We start from the raw sequence: 13,029 nt of genomic DNA, 5'->3' as shown, positions 1-13,029 counted from the left end.
ATATTTGCTCCTTTTTTTTGAGAGGTGGACAAGCACAGTTGTCGTCTTAATCCTTTATTGGGAAGGTTGGTAATATTTTTCTTTTATTCGTAGATGAGATATTGAGATGGGGGATGATAGCTTATTTAAAGTTTATACAACTGTTCGTGCAGCTGGAGTCTTCATTACCTTGGGCAACAGGGTTTTGTCCATCTTTGGTGCTTAATTTTCGCGCAGGCCCCGTGAATCACTGTGCTGTTCACAGTTGGCCAGGATTTTTCTGCGCTTGACGATCTCTTCTGTGTAATGTAGAGATTGTAAAATACTCTGACAGAAAATAAAGGCGCATTGTTAGCGCCAAAAAACTGTCGTACCTTTAATAAGAAGCTAACAGTCTGGTTACTACTGCGTCGGGCTTTTTGAATTACTCGGTTTGACTAGGCCCAACTCAGTTAGTGTCAACGTTAGGCTCTAAGATACCGATCGACCATCCACAATCTGTCCTGTCCCCATACAACAAGGGAGTCAACTGTCATAGCCGGCACGCCCCAGAGCCCATACTCATAGAGTTCCTGGCGGTTTTCTTCCACAACAGAACGCCAGTTATCATTTTGTAAGGCCTGTTCACAGCTTGGCCAATCCAGTTCCAGTTGCCGGCATATGGAATGGAGGTTTTTGGTGTTGGAAAGGTCGATTCCTTCCGACCAGCAGGCTTTGGTAATGGCTAGCAGAAATGCACGTTCTTTCCCCATGCTTTTGGCATAATCGTGCAGCGCCAGTGCATTGTCCACACCCTTACCCAATGGGTCGGAAATATAACCGAAGGGTATCTGGTGTCGGTTTGCCTCCCGCTTGACATCCAGCAAAATATAGAATCGTTTCACAGAAGGAACTGGCAGGCCGCGGGTAACCATAGGTAGCACAGGTTTCAGGTTTAATTCGCACTGATAGTGATCCGCCAGTGCAAACAATCTGGGCAACAGAATATACGAATAGGGGCTGCGGATGGAAAAGTAACAACTCAGTGATTTACCTTTCCCGGCACCGGCGGGTCCCGCCGGTATTTCCTGGTCGAGACATGGAAACAGCAATTCGCCGTCCGTAAAGCGACGTTCCAGATAATGTAACCGGTCGAGCCCCCAGTATTTGTCTCCGGCATAGTCAATCATGGCCGTCAAATAATGGCCACGTTTTGCCATAAGAAGATTGTTGTTGTGGAGTTGTTTCCTCAGTGCTGCGACCTCGTGACCGTGAATGCCGGGGATGGCCTCCTGTGTTGCCCATAGTGCCTTAAAGATGGCCGCTATAGCTGACCAGGGATCAGGTTGTTGCGCGGCTTTACACAATGCGAGGTTGGCTTTTTCCGACATGGCACTGCGCTTTATGGGCGGTTCAAGGCCATAGGCGGCGGCCAAACGCTGGCAGTCCCCAAGGGCATAGTCAGCCAGCAATTGCTGTTCCGGATAACAATTGTCTGGAAGATGGGTAACGATAATAGGGTCCAAGTTGAGGGAGTAGGTTTCGCACAACCGGGGGATCAACTGGCTCAATAAATAGGAGTAGGGGTCATCTGCGCGAAGATAGCAGTCGCCCTGATCCTGACGATTTCGCCTGGTCAATTGCCGCTCCGCGCGGCGATAAAGTCTTGCCCGCCTTTTATCGCTGGTATACCAGCGGGCAAATAGTGAGGTTAGCCGCTTCTTTATAGTCAATGTTGTGCCTTATTTTTAAATGATTAGCCAGGCTATAAAACCAGCTTATTTTTTCCCTAATTTTTGTCATGGTCAAGTGATTTTAATGGGCTTTAGAATTTGTAAATTCTTTTGGCGGTTCCTGAGGAAGGGTCTGAAGCTGGCTTCTTATTAACCCGATAATTTGTTGGCGAGCTAAGAAAAGTCAGGGAGGGATTTTGCAGCAATCTATTAGCTGTCGGGTCAATAGTCAAGGAACTCTGTCGTAATTACAGTGGGCTAAAACCGCGGGGATCTGCAATTGATAGGATTACGAAAAGGGGGCTGCGGCCGGACCCCGACAGAGGTGACAGCTGCTCTTACCTGCTTTTAGTGCGGGTAAAAATGAAGGAAGTCGATGCCGGGTCATTTACCACTGTCATATCACTGAGTTCGGTACCATCAGGTTGTCCTTTGGCTGCACAACAATTTGGCAATGGAAGGAGTGGGCGAACAAGCCCGCTCCGACTGAACCATAATCCCTGTCTACAGCTGGATCGGTTCGGATGGCAAGCAAACGGACTCATTTGTTTCCTGGTAGCTTCGGGATGACCTGACCGGCCCATTGGTGGGTGTGGATAGTGGATATTTTGAGCCCCTGACTTAAGGGTCATTGTTGCAGTTGGGGGATAGTGACCGGGCTAATTGGGCCGACCAGCGGTCACCATCTAGTCACTGGTGGGCCGGGGCTGGTTGATCAGTCAGATTTTGGCGGCAGCCAGAGTTCAAGATACTCCGAGAGTATCGCTGAGAAGTTTACCCATTAACGGGCAATCCAACTGTTGGTCCCTTATCCATCGGATAGTCGTCCTTGAACAGCTGCGCAATTTTACAGAATTACTTACTTTTCAAGGGCTTGGGCCGGTCCCCGCCCGGCAGCGGCATATCCTCGTGTCGCATTAGGCCGGCAGCTTATTGGGTTGCCCGCTTAATAAATAGTCTTTGTGTGATTCTGAAATTTTTGCTAGCTTACGCATCCAGGCTCACTCGAGGTGTTGTCGTTGTTCATTCGCCCCCTGATCGAGCCCATGCAGTCCAATCCTCAATTTCTAGCTGCTGGATGAAGTATTGAAAGCGCTCAGGCCCTCTGCACTACCGAACCTAACCCCTCGCCCCCGGCTGGGACGGTGGGTTGAGTCTGTGCTGGCCTTTGTACCCATCGCTTGTGCCGCTATCGGCTTTTTCCATTTTCTGACCCTATTTGGCCTGGCTTCCGATGCGATCGAGTTGGTGTCGGTCCTGGATAGTTACGCTGGTGTGTATGTGTCGGCCAGTATGCTGCTGGGTGGCCTGCTGATTTGGAACCTTTTCAACTATAGGCACTATCTGCTTTTGCTGGCGATGGCCAGGTCCTTCCGCACGGCTATTCTCCTGCGCCAGCGCAGCTTAATGCCGTGCACGCCGATACTGCACTCTGCACCCCGGGCGGCCCACGGCAGCCGAGATCCTCCCTTTACCGGCTGATTTTGCCGGTCTGTCCCACAAAAATCTGATTGTCATACGCATCTGATTGGGTATAGCAGCCACAGGTTTGTCCTCTGGCTGTTTGTCTGGCCGGTTATTGGCGCCAAGTGATGGCTGGCTCCTAAATTAGGGGCGCCTCCAGTGCGTTGTTCACTCTGCCTTTCACTTCTGTTAGGCGGCCGTGGTAAACCTCTGAGTGGAGGGGATCTGTCCTCGTGTTAGTTCGTAGCCTTAAAAGCGCAGCACTGACTGCCGCCGTGTTCGCATTGGCGGGATGTCAGGGTGGCGTGCTCGACCCCAAAGGCCAAGTGGGTGTCGATGAGAAGAACCTGATAATTATCTCGACCCTACTGATGTTGCTGGTGGTGGTTCCGGTCATTGTCATGACTCTGTACTTCGCCTGGAAATACCGGGAAGGGCGGGATCATGAAATCTACGCTCCCAACTGGGCACACTCCACCAGGATCGAAACAATTGTCTGGCTGGTGCCGGTGGCGATTGTCCTGATCCTTGGTGTGATCACCTGGCGTTCGACCCAGGCACTGGATCCCTACAAGCCGCTGGCTCACAAGGAAAAACACCTGACTGTTGAAGTGGTGTCGCTGAACTGGAAATGGTTGTTTATCTATCCGGAGCAGGGGGTCGCCTCGGTGAATGAGCTGGTGATCCCCACGGATGTGCCGGTGCGTTTCAGGATCACCTCTGAGTCCACTATGAATTCGTTCTTCATCCCCCAGCTGGGCAGCCAGATTTACTCCATGGCGGGTATGGAGACCAAGCTGCACCTGATCGCCAACGAGCCGGGTACCTTCGAGGGCTATTCCGCCAACTTCAGCGGTGCTGGCTTTACGGGTATGCAATTCAAGACTGTGGCTACCGACAACGCCGGCTTCCAACGCTGGATCGACTCACTCAGGCAGGACAAAGACAGACTGGATAACGCCAGCTATGCGCAGTTGGCCAAGCCGAGTTCTGAGGTTCCGGTAGAGTATTTCGGTTCGGTGAGCAAGAGCCTGTTCCACGACATTATGTACAAGTACATGAAGGATTATAACGACTGGAACAAGGGCCCGAAGGCCGCTAAATCCGGTCGCGAAATTTCTGAACACAACGCTGCTCAGCCTGGGGCGGCAGATGCTGAGAGGAGCTAGGAGTAGCCATGTCTTTGCTCGGTAAATTATCTCTCGATGCCATCCCCTTTGACGAGCCCATCATCATGGGCACGCTGGCGGTGGTTGCTGTAGTCGGCGCCGCGGTTGCCATTGCAATCACCCGCTACAAAAAATGGGGTGTGTTGTGGAACGACTGGTTTACCACCGTCGACCACAAGCGCCTGGGTGTGATGTATATCGTGCTGGCACTGATTATGCTGGTACGCGGCTTCTCCGATGCCATTATGATGCGTACCCAGCTGGCGCTGGCCACAAATGGTGCTGAGGGTTACCTGCCTCCGGAGCACTACGACCAGATCTTCACTGCGCACGGTATCATCATGATCATATTTATGGCGATGCCATTTATGATCGGTTTGATGAACATCGCTCTGCCATTACAGATTGGTGCGCGGGACGTGGCTTTCCCGTTTATGAACAACCTGAGTTTCTGGCTGACTACCGGCGGTGCCGTGCTTATCAACCTGTCTCTGGGCCTGGGGGAGTTCGCCAAAACCGGCTGGCTGGCCTACCCACCCCTGTCGGAGCAGTCATTCAGTCCGGGGGTAGGGGTCGATTACTATATCTGGTCGTTGCAGTTATCGGGGATCGGGACCCTGCTCACGGGGGTCAACTTCCTGGTAACGGTCCTGAAGATGCGTGCACCGGGTATGAAGCTGATGGATATGCCGATCTTCACCTGGGCCTGCACCTGGGCCAATATCCTGATTTTGGCGGCCTTTCCGGTTCTGACCGCGGTACTGGGTCTGCTGACACTGGACCGCTACTTCGATTTCCATTTTTTTACCAATGCGGCTGGCGGCAACGCCATGATGTATATCAACCTGTTCTGGGTCTGGGGCCACCCGGAAGTGTACATTCTGATTTTGCCGGCATTCGGTATTTTTTCAGATGTGATCTCCACCTTCAGCGGCAAGCGCCTGTTCGGCTACAAGTCCATGGTTTGGGCCAGTGGTGTCATCTGCATTCTCGGCTTTATCGTGTGGTTGCACCACTTCTTCACCATGGGTTCCAGTGCCAACGTCAATGCCTTCTTCGGCATCATGACCATGATCATCGCAGTGCCGACCGGGGTTAAGTTGTTCAACTGGCTGTTCACCATCTACCGCGGGCGGCTCCGCCTGACAGTTCCGGTGCTTTGGACCCTTGGGTTTATGGTGACTTTTACGATTGGCGGCATGACCGGCGTACTACTGGCGGTGCCGGGTGCCGACTATGTACTACACAACAGCCTGTTTCTGATTGCCCATTTCCACAATACCATCATCGGCGGCGCCGTCTTCGGTTATTTGGCGGGATTCGCCTACTGGTTCCCGAAAGCCATGGGTTTTCACCTCAATGAACGCCTTGGCAAGGCGTCCTTCTGGTGCTGGCAGATCGGATTCTATGTGGCTTTTATGCCACTGTATGTACTGGGCTTTCTGGGTATGACCCGCCGTTTGCACCAGACTGACAACCCGGATTGGAATATCTGGCTGTATATCGCCTGTATCGGTGCTTTTATTATCCTGCTGGGTATTTTGCTGCAACTGATACAGCTCTATCTTGCCTTTCGCGACCGCGAGAAGAACCCCGATCTAACCGGTGACCCATGGAACGGCCGCTCCCTGGAATGGTCCACCGCATCTCCGCCCCAGTTCTACAATTTTGCCCGGTTACCAAAGGTGCACGATATCGATGCCTTCACAGAGATGAAAGAGCAGGGCACTGCCTATCGAAAACTACCGCGCTACACACCGATCCATATGCCGAAAAACACTCCCAGCGGTTTGCTGATTGGCGGTGCGGCTACCCTGTTCGGTTTCGCCGCCATCTGGCATATCGCCTGGCTGGCCGCGGTGAGCCTGGCCGGCGTTGTCGTTTTCCTGCTGTTGCGGGCATACAACGATGATGTGGATTACTATGTGCAGCCCGACGAAGTCGAGCGCCTGGAATCTCTCCATTTGCGTCAAGTCAGGGAGGCCACCGCATGAACGTCATGACGGATAGCGCCTACCTGGCCGACGAATCAAACTGGGATCAGGAAACCCACGAGCACCACGATACCAGTGATACCACGGTATTCGGTTTCTGGATCTATTTGATGACCGATTGTGTACTCTTCGCATCGGTCTTTGCCACCTACGCGGTGTTGTTTATCAATACCGCCGGCGGTGTTTCCGGTCGGGATATCTTTGAGCTGGACTATGTTGCGGTAGAAACTGCTGCACTGTTGGTGAGTAGTATCACTTACGGCTTCGCCCTGCTGTTTGCCCACAAGCAGAACAAGAGCGCCACTCTGGCCTGGCTGTTGGTGACTTTTGCCCTCGGCGCTGTGTTTATCGGCATGGAGGTGTATGAATTCCACCACCTGATCGTCGAGGGTAATGGCCCGTCCCGCAGTGCTTTCCTGTCTGGATTTTTTACCCTGGTCGGCATGCACGGTTTGCACGTCACTGCCGGCCTTTTGTGGATGTTGGTAATGATGGCCGAGGTCATCAAGCGCGGCCTGGGCAGCAAGACGGTGACCCGCCTCAGCTGTCTCAGCTTGTTCTGGCATTTTCTGGACATTGTCTGGATTTGTGTTTTTACCGTTGTTTACCTGATGGGTGTCATGTAATGAGTTCACATTCCTCTACGCAAAATGTCGATCACCTTGCTGCTCATGGCGCAGGCCATAATGCAGACCATGGCAGCGTTCAGTCCTACCTGACCGGCTTTGTACTGTCGGTTATCCTGACGGTCATTCCTTTTTGGGCGGCGATGACCGGTTACTTTTCCAAGTCGATCGCTATTCCTCTGGTCGTAGTCCTGGCGGTGGTACAGGTGGTTGTTCACCTGAAATACTTCCTGCATCTGAACTTTTCTACAAAGGGACAGGCCAATACTTTCGCCTTTCTGTTCACCGCATTAATCATCGTCATGTTTGTAGGTCTGTCGATATGGGTTATCTATGCATCCAACGCGATGATGATGCACTGATATGAAGACTAACTTTGGCCGTTACTTAAAGGTGACCAAGCCTGGGATCATTGCCGGAAACCTGATTTCGGTAGCGGGAGGTTTTTTTCTCGCCGCCCGCGGTGAGATCGATTGGTTGTTATTTTCTGCCACAGTGATTGGTTTGTCTCTGGTGGTGGCTTCCGGTTGCGCACTGAATAATTGTATTGACCGTGATATTGATGCCCGGATGCAACGCACCCGGAATCGGGTGACAGTGACCGGTGAGATATCTGTTCGCGCGGCCTTGTGGCATGGTGTATTGTTGGGCGTAGTTGGTTTCGGCGTGCTGATGGCTTATACGAATACGGTCAGTGTCGCCTTTGCGGCACTCGGCTATGTGGTTTATGTGGGTATTTACAGTCTGTATATGAAGCGGCACTCTGTCTACGGCACCCATGTCGGCGCCCTGTCCGGTGCGGTTCCTCCGGTGGTTGGCTACTGTGCGGTAACCAGGCAGTGCGACGCTGCCGCGCTGATCCTGTTGCTGATGTTCTGTTTATGGCAGATGCCGCACGCCTATGCTATCGCAATTTTTCGCTATAAGGACTACGAAGCGGCCAGTATTCCGGTGTTACCGGTAGCGCAGGGAATCGCCAGGGCCAAGTGGCATATTATTCTGTATATTGTTGTATTCGGTCTGGTTACGGCACTATTGCCGTTGGCGGGTTATACCGGTAGTACTTTTATGGTAGTTGCCTGTGCAACCAGCCTGTGGTGGTTGGCCATGGCGATGCGCGGCTTTCGGCAGGGTATTGATATTACCCGCTGGGCGCGCCAGGTATTTGCCATTTCCATCATTACAGTCACCGCGCTGAGTATTACTATGGCAGTGGATTTTAACGCGGTTGCCCCACATTTGTTAGTGGTGGGACCGTGAAGCTAGTTTGACTACTCGTAGTTCCACCAAGCGTGGCATTATATTGAGTGCAGCAGAAATTCTGCCTGATTGTCTCTCCCCTCCACAATCGACTTGCATCTTCTGGAATATCTGACGCTATCTTTAGTACGATAGGTAACAGTTGGTAATAGGCACTGCAAGTTTCACCATCGCCAATTCAGGAATCACAGCAAGTAGAGGTTTGAGGCCAGACTCTCCAAATAGAGATTGTTTCGTGGCGATGACCGCTAACACTTTCAACAATTCCAACTGGCCAGCCGTTATAGCTCGGTACCGCAAAAGGGTCTTTAAGGTTGTTTTATCGGGTAGGTGCTGTCGCACGTGAATGGTGCACTAAACACAAGATTTGGCTTGAGAAACAGTTTACTCAAAAAAACCGGCCAGCGAAAGCTGACCGGTTGTTTTCCTAAATAGCGGTTGCGATTTATTTGCTCACCAGACCGCGGCGAACCAACAGCGCTCGGGTGGATGGCTCCTGGCCTCGGAAGTCGATGTAGTCCTGCATCAGGTCCCGACTGTTGCCCATGGACAGGATGTGATCGCGGTAGTTGTCACCGTTTTTACGGTTCAGTCCACCGTGTTCTTTCAGGTAGGCAAAAGCATCGGCCGCAAAGACTTCGGTCCACAGGTAGGCGTAGTAGCCGGAGGAGTAACCGCCAGCGAAAATGTGGCTAAAATATGCGGACTTATAGCGGGGCGGAACTGGGGCAAAGTCGATGCCGTGCTCGGCCAGCGCTTTCTTCTCGAAGGCGTTGAAATCCTTGATTTGGGTCCCGGCCGGGATGCTGTGCCACTCCATATCCAACAGCGCTGCTGCCAGGTATTCCGTGGTGTCAAAGCCCTGATTGAACTTGTGCGCCTTGAGAATCTTGTCCAGAAGCGCCCGTGGAATAGTCTCTCCGGTTTTGTAGTGCTTGGCGTAGTTGGCCAACACCAGCGGATCGATACTCCAGTCCTCGTTGAACTGTGATGGAAATTCCACGAAATCGCGTGCAGTGGCGGTGCCTGCCAAGCTCGGATATTTGACCTGTGAGAAGAGGCCGTGCAAGGCGTGGCCGAACTCGTGGAACATGGTATTGACCTCGTCGAAGGTCATTAGTGTCGGTTGTCCCTCTGCCGGCTTGGGAATGTTCAGCGCATTGTAGACCACGGGCTTGTTACCCAGCAGGCCGCTCTGGGTGACATATTCACTCATCCAGGCACCGCCATTCTTACCTTCGCGGGCATAGGGGTCGAGATAGAACAGGCCGATGGAGCTGCCGTCTTCATTGAAGATTTCGAATGCTCTGACGTCGGGATGCCATACCGGCAGATCATTGCGTGGTTTCACAGTGATGCCATACAGGCGGTGCATGGCGAAGAACAGCCCGTCATTCAGCACCCGGTTGAATTCGAAATAAGGCTTGACCTCATTTGCGTCCAGGTCATATTTGGCAGCGCGAACTTTTTCCGCATAGTAAGCCCAATCCCAGGGCTGCACGGTGAAATTGGCCCCTTGCGCCTTGATCATAGACTGGATGTCGGCTGCCTCTGACTTGGCTTTGGATACCGCCTTGGGGGCCAGGTCGTCGAGGATCTTGAAAACGGCCTGCGGTGTCTTGGCCATTTGGTCCGCAGTAACATAAGATGCCCAGTTGGGGTAACCCAGTAGCTTGGCTTTGTCTGCACGCAGTGTCGCCATGCGGATAGTTAGTGGGCCATTGGTGTCGGCGGCGCGGTTGGCCGATGTTTCCCAGATTTTCTTGCGCAGTGCGCGATTGTCCAGGCTGGCCAGGATCGGCTGGCGTGTGGTGTTGACCAGGGTGATCATATACCCCTCTTTGCCATCAGCTTTGGCGGCCGCCGCCAGAGAGTCAATCTGGTCTTCGGACAATCCCCTGAGCGCTTTTCTGTCCTTCACCAGGATAGTATCGTTCTTGAAGGATGCGAGGATGTTGTTGTTGAACTCCGTAGAGAGCCTGGCCAACTCGGTATTGATCTCCCGGACTTTAGACTTGTCATGATCCGACAATTTCGCACCGGCTCGAACAAATTGGTCATAGTAGTAATCGACCAGCCGCTGGTCTTCCGCATTCAGTTTGGCCTTTTGCTGGTGGATTTTATTGACACGGTCAAACAGTGCCGGATTTAGGTAGATTTTGTCACTGTGCTCCGACAGCTTTGGGGCCATTTCTGACTGGATGTCCTGAAACTTCTGATCCGAGATCAGGCCCGCAAGGTTAAAGAAGACTGTCGAGACCCGTGACAGCAGCTCGCCACTTCTCTCCATCGCAACAATGGTATTGTCGAAAGAGGGCGCCTGGGGGTTATAGGCGATATTGTTGATCTCACGGAGATGCTCTTTGAAGCCGGCATTGAAGGCCGGGCGGAAATCCCCGGTTTTGATTCGGTCAAACTGGGGTGCCTGATCCTGCAGTGGGCTGGGCTTCATCAGCGGATTGGTGGCAGAGTTATTTTTCATTTCCATGCTCTGAGAACCGGTGGTATCGGGCGTCGTGGCCAAGGCCTGCGGATCGGTTGATTGACTGCTGTTCGAACAGGCTGCCAGTACCAGACTGGCGCCAATAGCGGTGGCGATCAGGGAATTACGCATAATTTCTCCGAGTGGTTCGCACTTGATCTTCATTGTATGGATAGATACGGGACCCGGCCGGATTGTGCAGTACAAATAACGCCCGGAGCGGGGCGCCACTGCCAATGGCAGGGTTTAGTCTGGCTTTTGACCCGTCTGGATAGACGGAGGCCAAAGTCCGTTCCCCATAGTATCGCATCGTCAAGTTGATTCAAGCGCCATCGGTCCCGATAAATAAACGAATCATCGATTTTTGTCAGGGGGCGGAGGCCTGGCATTTCTCTCGAATAATCGTCTAACTTTTGGCCAGGTTTTAGAGTGAAATGCTAGGGCCTGTGCACACTGACTGAGACACTGAGCGGAGGTGGTGGCGTCGCCAGTCTATGTCGAAAGGAGATGTCCTCTATGCCCATCTGGAACTCTCTTGGGTTTGCCAAGACAGTGGATGGCATACCTCGAAAACTGGCGGATACTGCGAAGGCGAAACAGGGATAGTTCATTGGTCAGACACTAACTACTTATTACTTGAAATCAAAGTTTGCTGCAGCTAACGCTCCGGAATCCGATTTTTCCCTGGTAGATAGTTTCGACTAGACCGCCAGAAGGCTGTGGATATATCCGGGCACGTGATTGGAGTCTATCTCCTCTAAGGACAATAAATTCCCATCTGTAGCTTATTTTCACCAGCGTGAAGAGGGAGGTCTCTCCCCGATTGAGCACTTCTGCAATGGGCCACGAATTGAAACCGCTAGTTTGCAACCAGGGTGTCGTATATTCGGCCACCGTCGAAATTACTATAAGCTCAATGAAGGGGATCACCATCTAAAGGGTATAGGGGGCTCTGCAAATGATCCTGGTGACCTTACGATGCCGGCATAGCTTCTTCGATTTATTTTGGATCGGGATAGCAAGACAGAAAATAGATCATAGTTTTTTTGTGCAGAATCCTGTTATTTCAAAATACAAAAAAATTCAATTTTTACCTTTGTATACTATATGCAGAGATACTTTCTATAAGAAATTCTATATCAGGTTGAAAAATCGGGCGTCAGATGGTCATAAAGCCCTATGCGTGCCAGCGTAAGAAACATCCCTTATGTAACAAACTGAAAAGCTTGTGGCGACAGATTAGCGACTTACCTCTCAAATAGAGGGGCGGACTATTTGGTCATGAGAAAAAAGCAAAAAACCCTTTATAGAGTATTTAAAATAGTTCCGTTCACCGCGTCATAACAAACAATAAAGATCTAAATAGATGATCGGAGAATATACTATGCGAAAATTAAATCTGTTGTTGTCCCTCCTAGTCGTATCGAGTTTAACCTCCTTCCACACTTGGGCATTACCTGCCAAAACCACAGCCGCAGGCGACAGTATTACTATGGCATTCGCCGCCAATTGCACCAGCAATGATTTTATCGGCCTTTTCTGCTTGCTGGGAGGAGACCAACCGGAGCGCAGCTGGTTTGATGGCTCCAACGCCAGTGTCAATAGCGTACACGACAAGTATAAGGCCTTGGATCCAAACATCGTGGCCAATAAAAATCCCGCCCGCTCCGGTGCTGAAATGCGTTCCGGTGGGGATAGCTTCAGTATTCAGGCAGATCGCGTATTGGCAGAGACTCCGATTGCAGACCATGTAGAAGTTCTGCTGGGTGGCAACGACATCTGTAATCGCGATTGTGTTAATCCGGCCAACTGCACCGATCCACTCTATACAGAGGCTGAGTGGCGTGGTGCCGTCACCGCGGGCCTGGATAAGCTGATCAATGGCTTGCCTGTGGGGTCCACTATCGTATTAGGCTCGGTGCCACGGGTGCAGGACTTGCGTGCTGCGGGTATCAGTAAGCAGACTGGAAATCCGGCGGTGGATTGTGAAAGTGTCTGGTCGAGCTTCGACATCTGTCGAATCGCTACAAATGGTGGCACCTTAAATGGCGAATCCTTTGCGACCCGTGAAGCGGGTATTGCGGCAGCTCAGCAGCTATACAACCAGGTGCTGCAACAGGAAGCCGCTGCCTACAACGGTATCAACGGTATCGAAGTGGTGGCGGAATACACCGGAGAGGCCCAACAGAACGTGGGAACCTTCCAGTTTACAGCCGACGATATGAATGGCGGAGATTGCTTTCATCCAAGCATTCAGGGACAAAATACCGTTGCCAACCTGATGTGGGCCGGCAATCCGGATAAATAACTTCTGTGCGGTGAACAGGGACTCCACTACTGGAG

General features: G+C 51.9%; 9 protein-coding genes. 7 read left to right on the top strand and 2 right to left on the bottom strand.

Annotated elements, in window-relative coordinates:
- Nucleotides 1-443 precede the first annotated feature (443 nt).
- Entirely contained in the window at nucleotides 444-1,430 is a 987-nt protein-coding gene (locus ABVT36_RS12880) for a DsbA family protein (RefSeq protein WP_368456930.1), read from the bottom strand.
- A 1,419-nt stretch (nucleotides 1,431-2,849) separates the two neighbouring features.
- Between ABVT36_RS12880 and ABVT36_RS12875 the strand changes: the two genes are divergently transcribed.
- The 6 genes from ABVT36_RS12875 to cyoE all read left to right on the top strand — a co-directional run bounded on the left by ABVT36_RS12875 (nucleotide 2,850) and on the right by cyoE (nucleotide 8,204).
- Nucleotides 2,850-3,173: a hypothetical protein gene (locus ABVT36_RS12875; RefSeq protein ID WP_368456929.1), complete on the top strand. Its 324-nt coding sequence runs from the start codon at nucleotides 2,850-2,852 to the stop codon at nucleotides 3,171-3,173.
- A 215-nt stretch (nucleotides 3,174-3,388) separates the two neighbouring features.
- The gene (cyoA, locus tag ABVT36_RS12870; RefSeq protein WP_368456928.1) at nucleotides 3,389-4,324 is read left to right on the top strand and encodes a ubiquinol oxidase subunit II; all 936 of its coding nucleotides are present in this window, start codon (nucleotides 3,389-3,391) and stop codon (nucleotides 4,322-4,324) included.
- Between the two features lie 8 nt (nucleotides 4,325-4,332).
- On the top strand, nucleotides 4,333-6,318 hold the full coding sequence (gene cyoB, locus ABVT36_RS12865) for a cytochrome o ubiquinol oxidase subunit I (RefSeq protein WP_368456927.1): 1,986 nt from the start codon (nucleotides 4,333-4,335) through the stop codon (nucleotides 6,316-6,318).
- Nucleotides 6,315-6,944: a cytochrome o ubiquinol oxidase subunit III gene (gene cyoC / locus ABVT36_RS12860; protein WP_368456926.1), complete on the top strand. Its 630-nt coding sequence runs from the start codon at nucleotides 6,315-6,317 to the stop codon at nucleotides 6,942-6,944. The genes cyoB and cyoC overlap by 4 nt, the downstream gene beginning before the upstream one ends.
- On the top strand, nucleotides 6,944-7,306 hold the full coding sequence (cyoD, locus tag ABVT36_RS12855) for a cytochrome o ubiquinol oxidase subunit IV (protein ID WP_368456925.1): 363 nt from the start codon (nucleotides 6,944-6,946) through the stop codon (nucleotides 7,304-7,306). The genes cyoC and cyoD overlap by 1 nt, the downstream gene beginning before the upstream one ends.
- Before the next feature lies 1 nt (nucleotide 7,307).
- Nucleotides 7,308-8,204, top strand: coding sequence for a heme o synthase (gene cyoE / locus ABVT36_RS12850; RefSeq protein ID WP_368456924.1), 897 nt, complete (start codon nucleotides 7,308-7,310; stop codon nucleotides 8,202-8,204).
- Between the two features lie 445 nt (nucleotides 8,205-8,649).
- On the opposite strand, the gene ABVT36_RS12845 is transcribed toward cyoE, so the two are convergent.
- Complete coding sequence (locus tag ABVT36_RS12845; RefSeq protein ID WP_368456923.1) at nucleotides 8,650-10,818, bottom strand: M3 family metallopeptidase; 2,169 nt, start codon at nucleotides 10,816-10,818, stop codon at nucleotides 8,650-8,652.
- A 1,234-nt stretch (nucleotides 10,819-12,052) separates the two neighbouring features.
- Between ABVT36_RS12845 and ABVT36_RS12840 the strand changes: the two genes are divergently transcribed.
- A complete protein-coding gene (locus ABVT36_RS12840; protein WP_367150301.1) occupies nucleotides 12,053-12,994 on the top strand; it encodes an SGNH/GDSL hydrolase family protein in 942 nt (313 codons plus the stop codon).
- Nucleotides 12,995-13,029: the final 35 nt, after the last annotated feature.

Origin of the sequence: Microbulbifer sp. TYP-18, assembly GCF_040932045.1 — a bacterium.
In the GTDB taxonomy this organism is placed as follows: Bacteria; Pseudomonadota; Gammaproteobacteria; order Pseudomonadales; family Cellvibrionaceae; genus Microbulbifer.
Note: the sequence above shows the minus strand (reverse complement) of the source record. Positions and strands in the feature narration are given on the sequence as shown.